Genomic DNA, 20,200 nt, shown 5'->3' on the forward strand with positions numbered 1-20,200 from the left:
TCTCATTCTCCGGTTCGTCCTTCCCCGTTCACCGCTCCGTCGAGGACGGCCGGGAGCGCCTCCAGGAAGGCGTCCACCTCCGCGTCGGTGATGATCAGTGCCGGCATGAGCCGTACGACATCGGGAGCGGGCGCGTTCACCAGGAGACCGGCGTCCTGAGCCGCCTGCTGCACCTGCGCGGCGACGGGCTCGGTGAGCACGATACCCAGCAGAAGCCCCGCACCACGGACGTGGGAGACCAACGGGTGCTCCAGACCCTCGATTCCGTCGCGCAACCGCTCGCCGAGCCGCTTGACCTGGTCGAGCGTTCCGTCGGCGGCCAGCGTGTCCAGGACGGCCAGGCCGGCGGCGCAGGCGACCGGGTTCCCGCCGAAGGTCGTGCCGTGGTGGCCGGGCCGCAGCAGGTCGGCCGCCTCGCCGAAGGCCACGGTGGCGCCGAGCGGCAGCCCGCCGCCCAGGCCCTTGGCCAGCGTCACGACGTCGGGCTCCACACCGTCGTGCCCCTGGTGCTCGAACCAGTGGCCGGTCCGGCCGATGCCGGTCTGGACCTCGTCGAGGACCAGCAGCGTGCCGGTGGCGCGGGTGATCTCGCGGGCGGCCCGGAGATAGCCGACGGGCGGGACGACCACGCCGTTCTCGCCCTGGATCGGCTCGATGACGACGAACGCCGTCTCCTCGGTGACCGCCGCGCGCAACGCGTCCACGTCGCCGTACGGCACGTGGGTGACGTCGCCCGGCAGCGGCAGGAACGGCGTCTGCTTGCCCGGCTGGCCGGTGAGGGCCAGCGCGCCCATGGTCCGGCCGTGGAAGCCGCCCTGGGTGGCGACCATGTGGGTCCGGCCGGTCAGCCGGCCGATCTTGAAGGCGCCCTCGTTGGCCTCGGCGCCCGAGTTGCAGAAGAAGACCCGTCCGGGGCGGCCGAACAGCTGGAGCAGCTTCTCGGCGAGGGCGACGGGCGGCTCGGCGACGAACAGGTTGGAGACGTGGCCGAGGGTGGCGATCTGCCGGGACACGGCCTCGACGATCGCCGGGTGGCCGTGGCCGAGGGCGTTGACGGCGATGCCGCCGACGAGGTCGAGGTACTCGGTGCCGTCGGCGTCCCAGACCCGGGCTCCGGCGCCGCGCACCAGCGACAGCTTCGGCGTGCCGTAGTTGTCCATCAGCGAGCCCTGCCACCGCCGGGTCAGTTCCGTGTTGGTGCCGCTCACGATTCCCCCTGTCCGTCGGCCACGACCATGGTGCCGATGCCCTCGTCGGTGAAGATCTCCAGCAGGATCGAGTGCTGGACCCGGCCGTCGATCACGCGGGCCGTGGTGACCCCGTTGCGCACGGCGTGCAGACAGCCCTCCATCTTGGGCACCATGCCGCTGGAGAGGTCGGGCAGCAGCTTCTCCAGCTGGCTCGCGGTGAGCCGGCTGATGACCTCGTCGCTGTTCGGCCAGTCCTCGTAGAGGCCTTCGACGTCCGTCAGGACCATCAGGGTCTCGGCGCCCAGCGCCGCAGCGAGAGCCGCAGCCGCCGTATCAGCATTGACGTTGTAGACATGTCCGTCGTCCTGGGAGCGGGCGATGGAGGACACGACCGGGATCCGGCCGTCCTGCAGCAGCGCCTCGATGGCACCGGTGTCGAGGGCGGTGATCTCGCCGACGCGGCCGATGTCGACCTGCGTGCCCTCGATGACCGGCTGGTGCTTGGTGGCGGTGATGGTGTGGGCGTCCTCGCCGGTCATGCCGACGGCGAACGGGCCGTGCTGGTTGAGCAGCCCGACGAGCTCGCGCTGCACCTGTCCGGCGAGGACCATCCGTACGACGTCCATGGCCTCGGGCGTGGTGACCCGCAGACCGGCCTTGAACTCGCTGACCAGGCCCGCCTGGTCGAGCGCGGCGCTGATCTGGGGACCGCCGCCGTGCACGACGACCGGCTTGAGGCCGGCGTGGCGCAGGAAGACGACGTCCTGGGCGAAGGCGGCCTTGAGGTCGTCGTCGATCATGGCGTTGCCGCCGAACTTGATGACGACGGTCTTGCCGTGATGCCGGGTCAGCCAGGGCAGCGCCTCGATCAGGGTCTGGGCCTTGGGGAGCGCGGTGTGCTTCCGCGTGGTGCTCGTCATGACGAGTACGCGCTGTTCTCGTGGACGTAGTCGGCGGTCAGGTCGTTGGCCCAGATGACGGCCGACTCCGAGCCCGCGGCGAGGTCGGCGGTGACGGTGACCTCCCGGTAGCGCATGTCGACCAGGTCGCGGTCCTCGCCGACGGAGCCGTTCTTGCAGACCCAGACGCCGTTGATGGCGACGTTGAGCAGGTCGGGGTCGAAGGCCGCCTGCGTGGTGCCGATGGCGGACAGCACCCGGCCCCAGTTGGGGTCCTCGCCGTGGATGGCGCACTTGAGGAGGTTGTTGCGCGCGATGGAGCGGCCGACCTCCACGGCGTCGTCCTCGGTGGCGGCGTTGACCACCTCGATCCGGATGTCCTTGCTGGCGCCCTCGGCGTCGCCGATGAGCTGGCGGGCGAGGTCGTCGCAGACGGCCCGTACGGCCTCGGTGAACTCCGCGGCCTCGGGGGTCACGCCGGAGGCGCCGGAGGCCAGCAGCAGGACGGTGTCGTTGGTGGACATGCAGCCGTCGGAGTCGACCCGGTCGAAGGTGAGCCGGGTGGCGCCGCGCAGGGCGGTGTCCAGGTCCCCGGCGGCGACGTCCGCGTCGGTGGTGAGGACGACCAGCATGGTGGCGAGGCCGGGGGCGAGCATGCCCGCGCCCTTGGCCATGCCGCCGACCGTCCAGCCGGACCGGGTCACGACCGCGGTCTTGTGGACGGTGTCGGTGGTCTTGATGGCGATGGCGGCCTTCTCGCCGCCGTGCTCGGAGAGCTCCCCGGCGGCCTTCTCCACCCCGGAGAGGACCTTGTCCATCGGGAGCAGCAGGCCGATGAGGCCGGTGGAGGCGACGGCGACCTCGCCGGCACCGACGGCCGGGCCGGCCCCGCTCAGGACCTCGGCCACCTTCTCGGCGGTGGCGTGGGTGTCCTGGAAGCCCTGCGGTCCGGTACAGGCGTTGGCTCCGCCGGAGTTGAGGACGACGGCGGTCAACTCGCCGGTGGTGAGCACCTGCTGGGACCACAGGACGGGAGCGGCCTTGACGCGGTTGGAGGTGAAGACGCCCGCGGCGGCGCGGCGGGGCCCGGTGTTGACCACGAGGGCCAGGTCCGGGTTGCCGTTCTCCTTGATCCCGGCGGCGATGCCCGCCGCCGTGAATCCCTTCGCTGCGGTGACGCTCATGGAGCGACTCCAATCGTGGAAAGTCCGGTGTCCTCGGGCAGCCCGAGGGCGATGTTCATGCTCTGCACCGCGCCGCCGGCGGTGCCCTTCGTGAGGTTGTCGATGGCGCTGATGGCGATGATCCGCCCGGCGGCGCCGTCGTACGCGACCTGGATCTGAACGGCGTTGGAACCCTGGACGGACGCGGTCGCCGGCCACTGCCCCTCGGGCAGCAGGTGGACGAACGGCTCGTCGGCGAAGGCCTTCTCGTAGGCGGTCCGCACGGTCTCGGCCGTCACGCCCGGCTTCGCCTTGGCGGAGCAGGTCGCGAGGATGCCGCGGGACATCGGCGCGAGGGTCGGCGTGAACGACACGCTCACCCGCTCGCCGGCCGGGCCGCTCAGGTTCTGGATCATCTCGGGGGTGTGCCGGTGGCCGCCGCCCACGCCGTACGGGGACATGGAGCCCATCACCTCGCTGCCGAGCAGGTGCGGCTTGAGCGCCTTGCCGGCGCCGGAGGTGCCGGTGGCGGCGACGACGACGGCCTCGGGTTCGGCGAGGCCGTCCGCGTACGCGGGGAAGAGGGCGAGCGACACGGCGGTGGGGTAGCAGCCGGGCACCGCGACCCGCTTGGCCCCCTCCAGCGCGGCGCGGGCACCCGGCAGCTCCGGCAGGCCGTAGGGCCAGGTCCCGGCATGCGGGGAGCCGTAGAAGGCCTCCCAGTCGGCGGCGTCCGCGAGCCGGAAGTCGGCGCCCATGTCGATGACCAGCGTGTCGGGCCCGAGCTGCTCGGCCACGGCGGCGGACTGACCGTGCGGGAGCGCGAGGAACACCACGTCGTGCCCGGCGAGCGACTCGGCGTCGGTGGGCGCGAGGACGCGGTCGGCGAGCGGAAGGAGGTGCGGCTGGAGGCCGCCGAGCCGCTGACCGGCGTTGGAGTGGCCGGTGAGGGTGCCGACCTCCACGTCGGGGTGGGCGAGGAGGAGACGCAGGAGCTCTCCACCCGCGTACCCGCTCGCGCCTGCCACTGCTGCTCGTACCGTCATCGAAACCCTCCTCATGGATGGCATGACTATACGCATGCCCGCACTTTTATGCAAAGCCGTTCCGCGGCGGGTGCTTCTGCGTGCGTGCGCGCGGTGACGGGTGTTCCGGGCGGCCCCGTCGGGGCCGGTCCGCCCCCGTCGCGGCGCACTCGGCGCGGGGTTCACGGGGCGCGAGATTCGCGGGGCACGGGGGCGGCCGCCCCTACTTCTGCGCGGAACCCCCCGCCGGCCACATCCGGCTGAGCTTCGCCGGTGTGGCGGGCCCGACCGAGATCGCCGAAGGAGTCCGCCGCCTGCGGGCGGCGGTGGACGAACTCGCGGCGTGAGCGAGGGCGACGCCTGTGCGCAGGGCGGCGGCGTGGAGGGCGGACTCGGGGACGGTGTCGGGCAGCCGGGGCCAGAGGTGGTAGCCGCCGGAGGGGATGTGCGACAGCGTCAGCTCGGGCAGGTGCAGGGCGAGCGCGCCCGCCAGTGCGTCCCGGCGGCTCTTCAGCTCCTGGGAGACGGCGCGCAGATGGCGGCCCCAGGCGGGCGAGCCGACCAGTTCCAGGGCGGCCTCCTGGAGGGGGCGCGGGACGAAGAAGCTGTCGACGACCTGGATGGCGCGCAGGCGTTCCAGGACCGGGCCGCGCGCGGCGAGGGCCCCGACCCGCAGGCTCGCGGAGGTCGGCTTGGTGAGGGAGCAGACGTGGACGACGACCCCGTCGGGGTCGTCGGCGGCCAGCGGCGGGGGCAGGGGGGCGGCGTCCTCGTGCACCAGGCGGCGGGCGAAGTCGTCCTCGACGACGAAGGCACCGGCGGCCCGGGCGATCGCGACGACGGCCCGGCGCCGCTCGGGGCCGAGCACGGCCCCGGTCGGGTTCTGGAACAGCGGCTGGCAGACGAGGACCCGGGCGCCGGTCGCGCGGAAGGCGGCCTCCAGGAGGTCCGGCCGGACCCCGTCGGCGTCCGTCGGGACGGGCACCGGACGCAGGCCGGACGCCCGGGCCACCGCCAGCATGCCGGGATAGGTGGGCGATTCGACGAGGACGGGGGTGCCGGGCGCGGCGAGGGCGCGCAGCGCGGTCGTGATCGCGGACTGGCCGCCCGCGGTGATCAGGATGTCGGCGGCCGTGACGGAGCCGCCTATCTCCCGGGCGAACCACTCGCGGAGTTCGGGGAGGCCGTCCGTGGGCGGCCGGCCCCAGGCGCCCGGCCGGCGTCCCGCGCGGGCCAGCGCGGCGGCCAGGGCGCGTTCGGGCTGGAGCGAGGGGTGCAGGTATCCGCCGTTGAACTCGATCATGCCCGGCGGCGGCGCGGAGAGCGTGACCAGCACTCCGGAGGCGTCGACGGCCCGGGGGACGAGTTCGGTGGTGCTGTCGGCGCTGAGCGCGACCTCCTGCCAGGAGGTGTCGCCGACGGCCGGTGTGGCGGTCCGCGGCTCGGCACGGAAGGCGCCGGCTCCCGGCCGGGTCACGACCAGCCCTTCCGCGGCGAGTTGCGCGAGGGCCCGGGTGACGGTGACCGGGGAGACCCGATAGCGCTCGACGAGAGCGCGGCTCGATGGCAGTTTTCCACCTGGCGAGTAGCGGTCGAGCTCCGCTTTCAGGGATTTCGCCAGTTCAGCCACACTGCTACGCTCATGCATGACAGCACAGGATAGCGCTACTCGCCCCAGCACGATAGCGGTCGGCAGCTCCCCGCGGACCGGCGGCACCGTTCTCGCCGGTCTCGGCGTGGTCGCCTTCTCGCTCACCTTCCCCTCCACCGTCTGGGGACTGGAGAGCTTCGGCCCGTGGTCGCTGGTCGCGCTGCGCTCCACCCTCGCGGCGCTGATCGCGGGCGCGTTCCTGCTCGTCCTGCGGGTCCCGCTGCCCGAGCGGCGTCACTGGGCGGGCCTCGCCGTCGTCGCCGGTGGTGTCGTGGTCGGCTTCCCGCTGCTCACCAGCCTCGCCCTGCAGACCTCCACGACCTCGCACGCCGCGGTGGTCGTCGGCCTGCTGCCGCTCACCACGGCGACCTTCGCCGCCCTCCGCACCGGCCGCCGCCCGTCCCGCATGTTCTGGTGCGCGGCGCTCGCCGGCGCGGCCGTGGTCATCGGCTTCACGCTGGCGGAGAGCGGCGGATCCCTCTCCGCCGGAGACCTGTACCTCTTCGGCGCGCTCGTCGTCTGTGCCGCCGGCTACACCGAGGGCGGCCGGCTCGCCCGGCTCATGCCCGGCTGGCAGGTCATCGGCTGGGCGCTGATCCTCTGCCTGCCGGTCATGGTGGCCGGCTCGGCCGTGGCGCTCGCCGTGGAGCCGGCGCGCCTCACCGCCCACGGCGTGATCGGGCTGGTCTGGGTGGCCGCCGGCTCGACGTTCTTCGGCCTGTACGTCTGGTACCGCGGCATGGCGGCGATCGGCATCCCCAAGGCGAGCCAGCTCCAGCTCGCGCAGCCGCTGCTGACGCTGGTGTGGTCGGTGTCGCTGCTGGGCGAGCACCTCTCGCCCGCCGCGCCGGTCGCGGCCGGCGCCGTCCTCGTCTGCATCGCCGTCACCCAGCGGGCGCGGAGCTGACACCCCGCTCCGAGGTGACGTAGGTCACCCTCCCGGACGTAGACTGCGAAGTACGACAAGCCCGGCCGCGAGGAGGCCACCCCGATGCAAGCGAGCAAGGGCGACAAGTTGCTGGTGCACGGCCGGACCGTCGGTCACCACGACCGTACGGCCGAGGTCATGGAGGTACTGGGCGAGAACGGCACTCCCCCGTACCGCGTGCGATTCGACGACGACGGCCACGAGGCCCTGATGGCGCCGGGTCCCGACACCGTCGTACGCCACCACGAGAAGACGTGAGAGCAGCCCGGACAGTGCCCGGCGTCGGGTGACGGCGCCGGGCGCGACCGTGCGGGGCCGCACCCCGGGCGGCCGGGGACGGCGGGATCACCGTGGCGGGCGGACCCTCGTCGGGTAGTGGTCGGCCACCACGGCCGCCATCGCGCCGATCCGGTCGGTGCCGACCTCCTTCGCCGAGAAGAAGCAGTGTCCGCGCACCCCGGGGTGGCGGGCGGCCAGCGCGAGATGGCGGGACAGCTCGGCGGGGTCCTGCCAGGCCGCGGGCTGGGCGGGGTCACCGCACTTGTAGAGCGCCTCGCCGACGTAGAGGCCGACGCCGGTGTCCCGTACGACCTCGTCCCACCAGGGGAGCAGCCTGGCGTAGTCGGCGGCGGGGAAGCCGATGTTCCAGTACAGCTGGGGCGCGATGTAGTCGATCCAGCCCTCCCTGACCCACTTCCTGGTGTCGGCGTGCAGGTCGTCGTAGGTCTGGACGCCCGCGCTGGTGTCCGAGCCCTCGGGGTCGGTGGCGGCGTTGCGCCAGACCCCGAAGGGGCTCACCCCGAAGTCCACGTGCCGGTCGATCTCCTTGATCCGGGCGGCCGTCTCGGAGACCAGCAGATCGGTGTTGTTCCGTCGCCAGGCGGCCTTGTCGGGGAAGTCCGCGCCGTACGCGGCGTAGGCGGCGTCGTCGTCGAAGACCTGGCCGGCGACCGGGTACGGGTAGAAGTAGTCGTCCCAGTGGACGGCGTCGACGTCGTACCGGCGGACGGCGTCCAGCATCGCGTCCTGGACGAAGCGCCGGACCTCGGGCAGACCGGGGTTGTAGTAGAGCTTCCCGCCGTACGGCAGGACCCATCCGGGGTGCAGCCGGGCCGGATGACCGGCCACCAGGCGGGTGGGGTCCGTGTGATTCGCCACCCGGTACGGGTTGAACCAGGCGTGCAGCTCCAGGCCCCGGTCGTGGGCCTCCGCGACCGCCGTGCCCAGCGGGTCCCATCCCGGGTCGCGGCCCTGCACCCCGGTGAGGCACTGGGCCCACGGCTCGTACGGCGAGGGCCACAGGGCGTCGGCGGTCGGCCGGACCTGGAGGACGACGGCGTTGAGCCGGCGGGCGACGGCCGTGTCCAGGTGGGCGAGGAGTTCGGCCCGCTGCTCCTCGGCCGTGAGCCCGGCGCGCGAGGGCCAGTCGCGGTTGGCCACGGTCGCCAGCCACATGCCGCGGAACTCCCTGCGCCGCCGCCGTCCGCCGCCCGCCGCGGAGGCCGCGGCCGCCGGGGCGGCGCCGGTCAGTCCGGCGGCGGCGAGCGCCGCTCCGGTGGTGCCCGCCACGAACCCTCTTCTGCCGATAGGCCGCACTTTGTCACCCCTCATGTGTCGGATACGTCACAGCTACCCGGACAGCATGCCCACCCCGGGGCGATCGATCATCGGTAGATGCGGAGTAACGTCGTGGGGTCGAGGCGGACGCACCGGAATCACACGGGGCCCGCCGCCAGAGAAGAGCGAAAGGCACGAGGTGACGGACTCCATGGCCGACATTGAGCGCATCGGAGTGGTCGGCTGCGGCCAGATGGGCGCGGGCATCGCGGAGGTGTGCGCCCGCAGCGGCCTCGAGGTGAAGGTCGCCGAGACCACCGGCGAGGCGCTGGAGATCGGTCGCACGCGGCTCTACAACTCGCTGACGAAGGCCGCCGAACGCGGCAAGATCAGCGAGGAGGAGCGGGACGCGACGCTGGCGCGGCTCAGCTTCACCACCGACCTGGGCGAGTTCGCCGACCGCGACCTCGTCATCGAGGCCGTCGTGGAGAACGAGCAGGTCAAGACCGAGATCTTCCAGGTGCTCGACCAGGTGATGACGCGTCCCGACGCCATCCTGGCCTCGAACACGTCCTCCATCCCCCTGGTGAAGCTGGCCGTGGCGACCTCGCGTCCCGACCAGGTCATCGGCATCCACTTCTTCAACCCGGCCCCGGTCCAGAAGCTCGTCGAGCTGATCCCGGCCCTCACCACCTCCGAGGGCACGATCAGCCGGGCGCAGATCTTCGCGGAGAAGGTGCTGGGCAAGCACGCGATCCGCGCCCAGGACCGGTCCGGGTTCGTGGTCAACGCCCTGCTGGTGCCGTACCTGCTCTCCGCGATCCGGATGTTCGAATCGGGCATCGCGAGCCGCGAGGACATTGACAACGGCATGGAGTTCGGCTGCGCCCACCCGATGGGTCCGCTGAAGCTCTCGGACCTGATCGGCCTCGACACCATCGCCTCGATCGCCGACTCGATGTACAGCGAGTTCAAGGAGCCGCTGTACGCCGCTCCCCCGCTGCTCCAGCGCATGGTGGACGCGGGTCGCCTCGGCCGCAAGACGGGCTCGGGCTTCTACCCGTACGCCTGAGCCCCGGCGCCGGCCGCCGGTTCCGCTTCCCGCCGTGCCGGTGGGACCACTCCGGAGCCGCGCCTTCCGGCCGCACCGCGGCACCCTTCCGGACGGCCCGTTCACCCGCACAGGTACGGGCCGTCCGGCCGGTGATCCGGCGGCCCCCCGTTCGTCCACCCGGTGCTCGGACGGCCGGCCGCCCGGACCCCCGGGCGGCTCAGCCCATGCGCAGGTGGTGCAGCATCAGCAGCCCCGCGGCCATGTTGGCGGCCGGGATCTCCCCGCGGGAGATCATGTCGGGGACCAGTTTGAGCGGTATCCACTCACGGCGTGAGGACTCGAAGTCGTCCTCCGGCGGCCCGATGTACGTCGCCTCCTCCGCCCAGTAGAGGTGGTGCCGCGCGTCCGTGAGGCCGTTGGACGGCTCCACGGTGAGGAGATGGCGCAGCGGGCCGGGGCGCCAGCCCGTCTCCTCCTCCATCTCGCGGGCGGCGGCCGCCTCGACGGACTCGCCGTCCTCGACGACACCGGCGGCCAGCTCCCAGCCCCAGCTGTCGGTGATGAAGCGATGGCGCCAGAGCATCAGCACCTCGTTGGCCTCGTTGACGACGGTCGCCACGGCCACCGGGCGCAGCCGGATCAGGTAGTGGTCCAGGTGGCGGCCGTCCGGGAGTTCGACGTCCGCGAGGTTCACCCGGAACCAGCGGTTCTCATAGACAGGTTGTTCGCTAAGTTTCGTCCACTGCACGTTTCTGCCACCTTCCGATTGGTCGGTGGCAATATCGCAGCAGTCACGGGCTCACAGGGGAACGCGCAGGGCTCCGTCGATGAGTTCCGCCGCCTCGCGGGCGTCCGCGCAGTCGGTCGCCAGGAGGTGTTCCCGCACCAGGCGCAGCCGGTCACGCAGCCGTCTCGACTCCATCCCCCGCGCCTGTTCGGTCATCTCCACAGCGGTCCGCGCCGCCTCGTCGGCGTCCCCCTGCCGCAGTTCGATCTGGCACAGCATCGCCAGCCGGTGCACCCTCCCCCGGTCGTGGGCGGGTGTCCCCACGGCCGCGAGCGCGTGCTCCCGCGCGGCCGGGACGTCGCCGAGGCTGAGCAGCGCCTCGGCGACCTGCACGTTGACCAGGCCGGGCTGGACGTAGCCGGTCTCGGCCGGCTCGTGGACCGGGCTGATCCGCACGGCCTCCGACTCCGCCCGCCGGATGCACGACAACGCCGCCGTGCCGTCGCCGAGATGGGCGTACGCCTTCGCCTGCATCGCGGAGAGGTCGGCGGCCAGGGCCGGGGTGATCTCCGAACCCGCCGACCGCAGGGCGGACTCGGCGAAGGCCACCGCCTGCCGGTACTCCCCCATGAACAACGACTGGTTGACGAGCAGCGCGACCACGTAGGCCCCGAGCCCGCGGTCCCCGCTCGCCTTGGCCAGCCGCAGCGCCTGGTGGAAGTAGCGCTGCGCGAGCCCCAGCGCGTCCGAGTCGTAGGCGCAGATCCCGGCCACCGCCACCAGGCCGCCGGTGGCCCGGTGGAGCTGCCGGCCCAGGCTGTCGCTGTAGGCGCCGCGGAGCAGCGGCGCGGTCTCCGCGTTGAGGAAGCCGACGATCCGGCTGCGCGTCGCGATGCCACCGGCCTTGCGGTACATCTGCTCGTAGTGCGCGCGGGCCGCGCGGAGCATCGTGATGTCGGCCATGGAGACCCGGGTGATCCCGTCGCGGGAGACGTCGGAGTCCTCCGGTGGGTTCTCCCACTCCCACACCGGCATGACCGCGGGCGTGCCGGTGACGGCCTGAGCACCGAGTATGTGCGGCCGCTGCTGTTCGTCGGAGCGCCACAGCGCGGCGGCCCGCTCGACGAAGCCGGACAGCGAGGAGGTCTGCGACCCCGCGGGTTCGCCGGGCACGCCCAGGCCGATGTCGTCGAGGGTGACCGCCCGGTGCAGTCGTCCGGCCAGCACCTCGCAGATCAGGTCCGGGACCTGACCACGCGGCCGCTGCCCCTTCAACCAGCGCGCCACGGCGGTGTGTTCGTAGCGCAGGGCGAGTCCGCGGGAACGGCCCGCCTGGTTCACATGGGCGGCGAGGCCGGCGTTGGAGACGCCCGCTTCGCCGAGCAGGGCGTCGAGCAGGGTGTTGGGCTGCATGGCCCCTCCGAGGATCGGTGCGCACAGCGTAGTAGAGGCCGGTTTCGCACGGGGTGTGAACGAAGTACCCGTTCTTCCCCTCCGTGCACTCTGTCGCCCCGCCGTGGCCACCGGTTGACTGGCTCTCTCGCCGCAAGGCGAAGGGCCGCCGGCTCCCCCCCTTACAGTGCGGCGGCCCGCTCCGCGTCGTCCGCTCTGCCGATCTGCCCGACACTCCGTGGCAGGGCGGGCGACGCCGGCCTCAGGAAACCCGTCGCTCACAGGTGAGGGGAGGGTGCAGGCCGGGTACGGCGCAGCCCGGGTTCGGCGGGCTGCGCCGGTACCCGCGGCCGGTCGTTGCGGAGGACCAGCAGGGCCACGTCGTCCGCCGGACGTCCCTTGGTGTGACGCAGCAGCGCGCCGTGGACGCGGCGCACCAGCGAGGCGGGCGGCAGGGACSSGTCGCGGCCCGCCTCGGCCAGGACCGCTTCGAGGTCGAAGAACCGGCCGGCGCCGTCCCGGGCGTCCTGCGCGCCGTCGGTGTGCAGGACGAGCAGCTCGCCCGGCGAGAGCCGGGCGCACGGGTACGGGGAGAGGTCGGCGGGCAGCGGGAAGGCGCCCAGCGGGGGAAGGGGGTCGCCGGTGCAGACCGCCTCGACCCGGCGGCCGATCCGGTACGGGCCCGGGTGGCCGCAGTTGAGCGCGACGACCTCGTCGTCCGGCCGGATCTCCAGGAGCAGGACGGTGACGAACTCCTCCGCCGCCGGGTGCTCCGGGGCGCGGCCGGAGCGGTCGGGGTGCTCGTCGACGGCCGCCTCGCGGAGATGGCGCCCGAGGGCGCGGTCGAGACGGCGCAGCACGCCGCCGAGTTCGGGCTCGTCGTGGGCGGCCTCGCGGAAGCTGCCCAGCACGGCGACGACCGCGCCGAGGGCGGCGAGTCCGTGTCCGCGGACGTCACCGATGATCACGCGCACGCCGTAGGGGGTGGCCACCGCCTCGTAGAGATCGCCGCCGACGTCCGCGCCCCGGGAGGCCGAGAGCTGGCCCGCCGCGACGGACAGGCCGTCGATCCGGGACGGCGGGGGGCGCAGCAGCGCCCGCTGCGTGGCATGGGCGATGACGCGCATCCGTGCCAGCTCGCGGGCGAGGCCGTGCCGGATCCCCAGGACCAGTCCGGTGCCGACGCTGAGGAACACGACGCCGGTCGCGACGCGCATGGCGACCCCCGGCTGCTGGGCCGACGGACAGGCGAGTCTCCAGGTGACGGCGACCGCTCCCCAGAGGGCGGGGAGGCCGAGCGGGCCCAGCCGGCGCAGCCGTGAACCCGGGGAGAGCGACGATCGTGTACGGATCATGCACGGCCCTTCCTGAGGCCCTGCAGCGCCCGAAGGCCCTGCGGCACACAAGGCCGCCCCTGTGGCCGCGTTGATTGTGTCGAGCGCCCCGGGCGTGGCGGAACACCCCTCGGCGATCTCACCCGAAGGAGTGAGCGCCCTCGGCGCGCCGCCCCGCGCCACCGTCTCGCCACCCGAACGGGAAGCCGATGGTCGCACAGGTGCACGATGAGAATGCTGCGGGGCCGGCGCCGTCAGGCGTCTCGTCCGAGACCGCGGTCGGGGGCGCTCATGTCCCCCGTTCCGGGCGTGCCGTCGGCGAGTCCGTAGCGCAGGTAGACGGTGCCGCTGGGGCTGGCCACCGGAGGTTCGAGGAGTGTGATGTTCGTGGGCACCTCGCCTCCGTCGAACACCTTCTTGCCGACGCCGAGCACGATCGGGTGCACCCAGAGGTCGAGCCGGTCGAAGAGCTTCTCGCGCAGGAGGGTCTGCACCAGGTTCAGGCTCCCGACCACCTTCACGTGCTCGTGCCGGTCACGGATCTCGCGCACCGCGGCGGCCAGATCCGGGCCGAGCTGCGTCGATCCGGCCCAGGAGAGGTCGGGCCTGCCGCGCGAGGCCACGTACTTCGGGACGCGGTTGAAGAGCGTGGCGATCTCGTCGTCCTCGCCGCCCTCCTGGTGCGGCCAGTACGCGGCGAAGATGTCGTACGTCCGCCGGCCGAGCAGGAGGGCGTCGGTGCCCTCGTACGCGGCTCCGACCTGCGCCCCGGCGACCTCGTCCAGCAGAGGCGCCTGCCAGCCGCCGAACGGGAACCCCTCCGGGTCCTCGTCGGGGCCGCCGGGCGCCTGCCCGACGAGGTCGAGGGTGGCGAACAGCTCGATGTGAATGAGACCCATGGCGTACTCCCGATCGGTTGTCGCGGTCGGGAGGTGGACCCGCGGACGCCGCCGGACTCATCGGCGCGACGCCACGGGGCTTCGTACGCGTCGACCGCCTCACCCGGCCGTCGGTCACCACCCGGCCGGTCGGTCAGCGTGCTCGCGACGCCCGGGAGCGGGGCTCGGCAGGGAGGCCGTGCCCGGTGGCCCGGGGCCCACCCGTCCGATCCCCGGACAGCGCGGACCCGACGGAGCCCGACGGGTACGGCACGGTGCCCTGTTCTCGCCGGCGGACCGGGGACGCCGCACCGGCGCTCCCCCACGTTAGATCACCCACCGCGTCCGGCCCGGCTGACGTGCCCGCGTCGGTCGGGAGTTCCCGCATCGCATCCGCCGGCATGCCGCAGGGGGCCGGTCACGGGTGCGAACCCGGTGACCGGCCCCCTGCGGGTGCCGTGAGCGGACGCGGTCAGGCGCCGCGCAGGGTGGCGCCGGTGCGCTCGGTGGCGAGGGACACGGCCGCGTCACGCGCGGCGGTGGCCTCGTCGACCGTGAGCGTGCGGTCCGTGGCCCGGAACTTCAGGGCGTAGGCGAGGGACTTCTTGCCCTCGTCGACCTGCCCACCGGTGTAGACGTCGAACAGCCGGACGGACTCCAGCAGTTCACCGGCACCGTCGCGCAGCGCCGCCTCGACCGTGTCGGCCGGGACCGTCGCGTCGACGACCAGGGCGACGTCCTGCGTGGCGACCGGGAAGGACGAGATCCGGGGGGCCTTCAGCGGTCCCTCGCTCGCCGCCTCGACCAGGTCCAGGTTCAGCTCCATCGCGCAGGTGCGGGCCGGCAGGCCGAGCGCCTTCACCACGCGCGGGTGCAGCTCGCCCGCGTAGCCGGCCACCTGCTCCTGGCCGTCGACGGTCACGAAGAGACCGGCGCAGCGGCCCGGGTGCCAGGGACCGTACTGGTCCTGACGGATGATCAGCTCCGTGCCGGCCTCGCGGGCCACCGTGCGGGCGGCCTCGACCGCGTCCGCCCAGTCCGACGGGTGACCCTTGCCCCACCAGCCGGCCTGCTCGCGCGCACCGGCGAGGACCACGGCGGCGTGCCGCGGCTGCGCGGGCAGTGCGGCGTTGACCTCCGCGATCTCCGCGTCGGTGGGCCGGCGGTCGACGGGCAGGCGCACCGTGACGCCCGCGTTCCCGGTGGCCCGGAAGACCAGACCGGTCTCGAAGAGCGCCAGGTCGTGCGAGCCGCGGCCGTCGTTGCGGCGCAGCGCCCCGAGGAGACCCGGGAGCAGCGTCGTGCGGAGCGCGGGCTCCTCGTCGGAGAGCGGGTTGACGAGCTTGACCACGCGGCGGCAGGCGTCCTCCGCGTCCAGGCCGAGCTGGTCGAAGACCTGCTCGCCGATGAACGGGTAGTTCAGCGCCTCCACGTAGCCGGCGCCGGCCAGGGCGCGGCCCACGCGGCGGTGGGTGCGCTGGCGCTCGGTCAGACCGCGGCCGGCCGGGGGCTTCGGCAGCGTCGAGGGCAGGTTCTCGTAGCCCTCGAGCCGGATGACCTCCTCGGCGAGGTCGTTGGGCGCGTTGAGGTCGGGGCGCCACGACGGGACCGTGACGACCAGCTCGTCCTGGCCGTAGACGTCGCAGCCGACCTCCTGCAGGCGGCGGACGACGGTCTCGCGGCCGTAGGCGACGCCCGCGACGCGGTCCGGGTGGTCCGCCGGGATGGTGATCGTGCGCGGCGCGGACGGGGCGACGATCTCGGTGACCCCGGCCTCGGCCGTGCCGCCCGCGAGCAGCACGAGCAGGTCGACGGTGCGCTGCGCGGCGGCCGCCGCGGCCTGCGGGTCGACCCCGCGCTCGAAGCGCTTGGACGCCTCGGAGCCCAGCTTGTGGCGGCGGGCGGTGCGGGCGATGGAGATCGCGTCGAAGTGCGCGGCCTCGATGACGACCTCGGTGGTCGCGCCGGCCTCGTCGCCGTGGTCGGCGATCTCGGTGTTGGCGCCGCCCATGACACCGGCGATGCCGATCGGCCCGCGGTTGTCGACGATGACCAGGTCCGCGCCGTCCAGGACGCGCTGGGCGCCGTCCAGCGTGGTGATCTTCTCGCCGTGCGCGGCGCGGCGGACCCCGATGGGGCCGTCGAGCCGGGTGCGGTCGTAGGCGTGCAGCGGCTGGCCGAGCTCCAGCATCACGTAGTTGGTGATGTCGACGGCCAGCGAGATCGGGCGCATGCCCGCCTTCTGCAGGCGCCGCGCCAGCCAGATCGGGGTGCGGGCCTCCGGCTCCAGGCCGACGACGGTGCGCGCGGTGAAGCGGTCGCAGCCGATCGGGTCGACGATCTGGACCGGGTAGCCGTACGAGTTCGGCGCCGGCACGTCGAGCAGCGCCGGGTCGCGCAGCGGCAGGCCGTAGGCGATGGCCGCCTCGCGGGCGACGCCGCGCATCGAGAGGCAGTAGCCGCGGTCGGGCGTGACGGCGATGTCGAGGACCTCGTCGTACAGCTCCAGGAGCTTGGTGGCGTCGATGCCGACCTCGAGCTCGCGCGGCAGCACGATGATGCCGTGCGTGCCGTCGTCGCCCATGCCGAGCTCGTCGCCGGAGCAGATCATGCCGCGGGAGACCCGGCCGTACGTCTTGCGCTCGGCGATCCGGAAGTCACCGGGGAGCACGGCGCCGGGCAGCGCCACGACGACCTTGTCGCCCTCGGCGAAGTTCCGGGCGCCGCAGATGATCTCCTGGGGCTCGCCGGTGCCGTTGGCCTGGCCGACGTCGACGGTGCAGAAGCGGATGGGCTTCTTGAACTCCGTCAGCTCCTCGATGGTGCGGACCTGGCCGACCACGAGCGGGCCGGTCAGGCCGGCGCCGAGCTGCTCGACGCTCTCGACCTCGAGGCCTGCCGAAATGAGCTTGGCCTGGACGTCGCGTCCGGTCTCCGTCGCCGGCAGGTCGACGTACTCCCGCAGCCAAGAAAGCGGGACCCGCATCAGATCTCCATCCCGAACGGCCGGGTGAACCGGATGTCACCCTCGACCATGTCTCGCATGTCATCGACGTTGTGGCGGAACATCAGCATCCGCTCGATTCCGAACCCGAAGGCGAAACCGCTGTACTTCTCCGGGTCGACACCGCAGGCGACGAGCACCTTCGGGTTGACCATGCCGCAGCCGCCCAGCTCGATCCAGCCCTCGCTGCCGCAGGTGCGGCAGGGGCGGTCCGGGTTGCCGACGGACTCGCCGCGGCAGACGTAGCAGAGCATGTCCATCTCGGCGGACGGCTCGGTGAAGGGGAAGAAGTTCGGCCGGAGCCGGGTCTTCATGTCCGGCCCGAAGAGCGCCTGGACCATGTGGTCCAGGGTGCCCTTGAGGTCGGCCATGGTGAGGCCCTCGTCGACGGCGAGCAGCTCGATCTGGTGGAAGACCGGGGTGTGCGTGGCGTCGAGCTCGTCGGTGCGGTAGACGCGGCCGGGGCAGACGACGTAGACCGGGGGCTCCCGGTCGATGAGCGTGCGGGCCTGCACCGGGGAGGTGTGGGTGCGCAGCACGACACCGGACTCGTCGCCGGTGGTGGCCTTGCCGTCGGCGCCGGTGCCCTCGACGAAGAAGGTGTCCTGCATCTGCCGGGCCGGGTGGTCCGGGACGAAGTTCAGGGCGTCGAAGTTGAACCACTCCGCCTCGACCTCGGGTCCCTCGGCGACCTCGTACCCCATGGACACGAAGACGTCGGCGACCCGCTCCATGAGCGTGGTCAGCGGGTGGCGGGCGCCGGCCGGGACGCGGTCGTACGGAAGGGTGACGTCCACCGCCTCCTCGACGAGGACGCGGGCGTCGCGCTCGGCCTCCAGCTCGGCCTGCCGGCCGGCCAGGGCCTTGGAGACGGCGCCGCGGGCCTGGCCCACGAGCTTGCCGGCGGCGGCCTTGGCCTGCGGCGGCAGCGCGCCGATCTCCCGGTTCGCGAGCGCGAGCGGCGAGGTGCCACCGGTGTGCGCGACCTTGGCGTGCGCGAGCGCGTCGAGGTCACCCGCGGCGGCGAAGGCGGCGAGCGCCTCGTCCCGCATGCGCTCGATCTCTTCCGGTTTCAAGGCCTCGACCTCGACGGGGTCGTACGACTTATTGGGTGCGGACATCTCTTCCCGTGCTTCCGTTTGGCTGGCTGGGCGCGGCCCCGCTCGACGACAAGGGCGCAAACGTGCCAAAGGTCGAGTCTAACGGGGTGCGAGGACGCGAATGAGCCCGTGGGCTGCCCGGACGGCTCGTGATCTCGTCAGGCGAGATGGGCCGGGGTGCCGACGGGCAGGATAAATCGGAACTCGGCGCCGCCCCGGGGGCCGCGTCCGACGGTGATCGTGCCGCCGTGGGCCTCGACGATGCCCTTGACGATGTAGAGGCCCAGGCCGGTGCCACCGCGCTTGCTCCCCCGCCAGAAGCGGGTGAAGACACGGCCCATCGACTCCTCGGGGATGCCGGGGCCTTCGTCGCTCACGGTGACTGCCGTACCTTTCTCGTCGTCCTGCAGCAGGGCGGGTGCCACCTCGATGGTGACGGTTCCCTCGCCGTGCCGCACCGCATTTTCCAGCAGGTTGCCGAGCACCTGGTCGACCTTGTCCGGGTCGGCCCACAGGTCGGGCAGCCCGGGCCGCACCCGCACGAAGAACCGGTCCGGGGACTGGCCGCCCGTCGTGTGGGCCTGGATGTGCCGGCCGACGGCCGCGGCGACGTCCACGGGCTGCCGGCGCACCTCCAGCCGCCCGGAGTCGATCCGGGAGATGTCGAGCAGCTCGGCGATGAGCCGGGTGATGCGGTTGGCGTCGGCGTCGACGGTCTCGAGCATCAGCCGCTTCTGGTCGTCGGTGAAGCGTTCCCACTTGGCGAGGAGGGTCGCCGTGAAGCCCTTGACCGAGGTCAGCGGGGAGCGCAGTTCGTGGGCGACGGTGGCGATGAGCTCGGCGTGGCTGCGCTCGGTGCGGCGGCGGGCCTCGGTGCCCCGCAGGCTCACCACGACGCGGCGGACCGGTCCCGTGGGGTGCTCGCGGACGTAGCGGGCGGAGACGAGGACCTCGCGGCCGCCGGGCAGGAGGAGGTTGCGCTCGGGCTGGCCGCTGCGGGTGGCCAGGCCGCCGTACGGGTCGGTGAGGGGCCACCAGCGCCGGCCCTTCAGGTCCTCCAGGGGCAGCGCCTGCTCCAGCGGGAGGCCGAGGGCCTGACTGCGGGACACCGAGGCGATGCGGCCGGCGGCGGCGTTGAAGCAGACGATCCGGCCGGTCTCGTCGGCGACGACGAGACCGTCGGGCAGTTCGTCGGGGTCGATGCCGGGGACGCCGTGCGCGCCTCCGCCGGGCCCCTGGCCGGGGATCCCGGTCCCGTCCGGATCCGATGCCTCCGGGCGCTCCGGGTCTCCCGGGGCGCGCGGCGGGGCGCTCTGTGCCTGTGCGGGACTGTCCGTGCCGACCGTCATCCCCGTTTCCCCACCCCTTCGTGTAGCGCAGTGGGCCCCCGAGCCCGTCACCCTACTAGGTGGAGGTGTCCGAATGGACCCCCTCAGGCGGTGGTTCGGGTGCGTTGTGCACGCGCGGAGGCGTACAGGCACACCGCGGCGGCCGTCGCGAGGTTGAGGCTCTCGGCCTTGCCGTGGATCGGCACGCGCACCACGGCGTCCGCCAGCGCGCGGGTCTCCTCCGGCAGGCCCCAGGCCTCGTTGCCGAAGACCCAGGCGGTGGGGCCGCCCATGGTGCCGGCGTCCAGTTCGTCGTCGAGGTCGTCCCGGCCCGCCCCGTCCGCGGCGAGGATCCGGACGCCCGCGCCCTTCAGCCCGGCGACGGCCTGCTCGACCGGGACGCCCACGGCGACCGGGAGGTGGAAGAGCGAACCGACCGAGGCACGGACGGACTTGGGGTTGTACAGGTCGACGGAGGCGTCGGTGAGGACGACCGCGMCGGCGKCGGCGGCGTCGGCGCAGCGCAGCACGGTGCCGGCGTTGCCGGGGTCGCGGACGTGGGCGAGGACGGCCACGAGCTTGGGCCGGGCGGCGAGGATCTCCTCGAAGGGCGAGTCCAGGAAACGGCAGACGCCGACGATGCCCTGCGGGGTGACGGTCTGGGAGACCTCGGCGAGCACCGCGTCGGAGGCGTGGTGGACGCGGGCCCCGGCCGCGAGCGCGGCCTCGATGATCCCGTCGTAGCGCTCGGCGGCCTCGACCGTGGTGAAGAGCTCGACGAGGGTCGGTGCGCCGTCGCCGCCGCGGTGCGCGACGGCCTCGCGGACGGCCTGCGGGCCCTCGGCGATGAAGAGGCGGTCCTTGCCCCGGAAGTTGCGCTTGGCGAGCCGGCGGGCGGCGACGACGCGCGGCGAACGCGGGGAGATCAGCTCGGGGGTACCCATGGGGTCGGCGGCTTCTTTCGGGTTCC

17 protein-coding genes are annotated in these 20,200 nt (G+C 73.1%); 3 read left to right on the forward strand and 14 right to left on the reverse strand.

Going from position 1 to position 20,200, the window contains the following annotated elements; translation table 11 throughout:
• Nucleotides 1–2: 2 nt before the first annotated feature.
• The 5 genes from EAO71_RS08595 to EAO71_RS08615 form a co-directional block, all read right to left on the reverse strand.
• Nucleotides 3–1,208 carry an acetylornithine transaminase gene (locus EAO71_RS08595; protein ID WP_147977172.1) on the reverse strand — a complete coding sequence of 402 codons (1,206 nt, stop codon included), beginning with the start codon at nucleotides 1,206–1,208 and terminating at the stop codon, nucleotides 3–5.
• Nucleotides 1,205–2,110, reverse strand: coding sequence for an acetylglutamate kinase (gene argB, locus EAO71_RS08600; protein WP_147977173.1), 906 nt, complete (start codon nucleotides 2,108–2,110; stop codon nucleotides 1,205–1,207). The genes EAO71_RS08595 and argB overlap by 4 nt, the downstream gene beginning before the upstream one ends.
• Nucleotides 2,107–3,273 (reverse strand): bifunctional glutamate N-acetyltransferase/amino-acid acetyltransferase ArgJ, encoded by a 1,167-nt coding sequence (gene argJ, locus EAO71_RS08605; RefSeq protein ID WP_147977174.1) that lies wholly within the window; start codon nucleotides 3,271–3,273, stop codon nucleotides 2,107–2,109. Before argJ ends, argB begins: the two co-directional genes overlap by 4 nt.
• Nucleotides 3,270–4,298, reverse strand: coding sequence for an N-acetyl-gamma-glutamyl-phosphate reductase (gene argC / locus EAO71_RS08610; protein WP_147977175.1), 1,029 nt, complete (start codon nucleotides 4,296–4,298; stop codon nucleotides 3,270–3,272). The genes argJ and argC overlap by 4 nt, the downstream gene beginning before the upstream one ends.
• 202 nt (nucleotides 4,299–4,500) lie before the next feature.
• Entirely contained in the window at nucleotides 4,501–5,925 is a 1,425-nt protein-coding gene (locus EAO71_RS08615; protein ID WP_187282610.1) for an aminotransferase-like domain-containing protein, read from the reverse strand.
• Between EAO71_RS08615 and EAO71_RS08620 the strand changes: the two genes are divergently transcribed.
• Nucleotides 5,924–6,835, forward strand: a complete 912-nt coding sequence (locus EAO71_RS08620; RefSeq protein ID WP_147977176.1) for a DMT family transporter — start codon at nucleotides 5,924–5,926, stop codon at nucleotides 6,833–6,835. The two genes, EAO71_RS08615 and EAO71_RS08620, sit on opposite strands and share 2 nt — an antisense overlap.
• Before the next feature lie 84 nt (nucleotides 6,836–6,919).
• Complete coding sequence (locus tag EAO71_RS08625) at nucleotides 6,920–7,114, forward strand: DUF1918 domain-containing protein (protein WP_147977177.1); 195 nt, start codon at nucleotides 6,920–6,922, stop codon at nucleotides 7,112–7,114.
• A gap of 87 nt (nucleotides 7,115–7,201) precedes the next feature.
• Here EAO71_RS08625 and EAO71_RS08630 read toward each other — a convergent pair whose 3' ends face one another.
• On the reverse strand, nucleotides 7,202–8,467 hold the full coding sequence (locus tag EAO71_RS08630) for a glycoside hydrolase family 10 protein (protein ID WP_147977178.1): 1,266 nt from the start codon (nucleotides 8,465–8,467) through the stop codon (nucleotides 7,202–7,204).
• A gap of 157 nt (nucleotides 8,468–8,624) precedes the next feature.
• Here EAO71_RS08630 and EAO71_RS08635 point away from each other — a divergent pair, with 157 nt between their 5' ends.
• Nucleotides 8,625–9,485, forward strand: a complete 861-nt coding sequence (locus tag EAO71_RS08635) for a 3-hydroxybutyryl-CoA dehydrogenase (RefSeq protein WP_147977179.1) — start codon at nucleotides 8,625–8,627, stop codon at nucleotides 9,483–9,485.
• A 199-nt stretch (nucleotides 9,486–9,684) separates the two neighbouring features.
• Here EAO71_RS08635 and EAO71_RS08640 read toward each other — a convergent pair whose 3' ends face one another.
• From EAO71_RS08640 to EAO71_RS08675, 8 genes are all read right to left on the reverse strand, one after another.
• Entirely contained in the window at nucleotides 9,685–10,215 is a 531-nt protein-coding gene (locus EAO71_RS08640) for an NUDIX hydrolase (protein ID WP_147977180.1), read from the reverse strand.
• A 51-nt stretch (nucleotides 10,216–10,266) separates the two neighbouring features.
• Complete coding sequence (locus tag EAO71_RS08645) at nucleotides 10,267–11,607, reverse strand: transcriptional regulator (RefSeq protein ID WP_147977181.1); 1,341 nt, start codon at nucleotides 11,605–11,607, stop codon at nucleotides 10,267–10,269.
• A 257-nt stretch (nucleotides 11,608–11,864) separates the two neighbouring features.
• Nucleotides 11,865–12,941 carry a PP2C family protein-serine/threonine phosphatase gene (locus tag EAO71_RS08650; protein ID WP_147977182.1) on the reverse strand — a complete coding sequence of 359 codons (1,077 nt, stop codon included), beginning with the start codon at nucleotides 12,939–12,941 and terminating at the stop codon, nucleotides 11,865–11,867.
• A gap of 233 nt (nucleotides 12,942–13,174) precedes the next feature.
• Nucleotides 13,175–13,819 carry a dihydrofolate reductase family protein gene (locus tag EAO71_RS08655; protein WP_147977183.1) on the reverse strand — a complete coding sequence of 215 codons (645 nt, stop codon included), beginning with the start codon at nucleotides 13,817–13,819 and terminating at the stop codon, nucleotides 13,175–13,177.
• Nucleotides 13,820–14,270: 451 nt separating this feature from the next.
• Nucleotides 14,271–16,784, reverse strand: coding sequence for a phenylalanine--tRNA ligase subunit beta (gene pheT, locus EAO71_RS08660; RefSeq protein WP_147977184.1), 2,514 nt, complete (start codon nucleotides 16,782–16,784; stop codon nucleotides 14,271–14,273).
• Entirely contained in the window at nucleotides 16,784–17,923 is a 1,140-nt protein-coding gene (gene pheS, locus EAO71_RS08665) for a phenylalanine--tRNA ligase subunit alpha (RefSeq protein WP_147977185.1), read from the reverse strand. Before pheS ends, pheT begins: the two co-directional genes overlap by 1 nt.
• Before the next feature lie 137 nt (nucleotides 17,924–18,060).
• Nucleotides 18,061–19,251, reverse strand: a complete 1,191-nt coding sequence (locus tag EAO71_RS08670) for a sensor histidine kinase (protein WP_147977186.1) — start codon at nucleotides 19,249–19,251, stop codon at nucleotides 18,061–18,063.
• An 83-nt stretch (nucleotides 19,252–19,334) separates the two neighbouring features.
• Nucleotides 19,335–20,174 (reverse strand): TrmH family RNA methyltransferase, encoded by an 840-nt coding sequence (locus EAO71_RS08675; protein WP_147977187.1) that lies wholly within the window; start codon nucleotides 20,172–20,174, stop codon nucleotides 19,335–19,337.
• Between the last annotated feature and the right edge of the window lie 26 nt (nucleotides 20,175–20,200).

It is taken from the genome of Streptomyces sp. MS191, from assembly GCF_008042125.1.
In the GTDB taxonomy this organism is placed as follows: Bacteria; Actinomycetota; Actinomycetes; order Streptomycetales; family Streptomycetaceae; genus Streptomyces.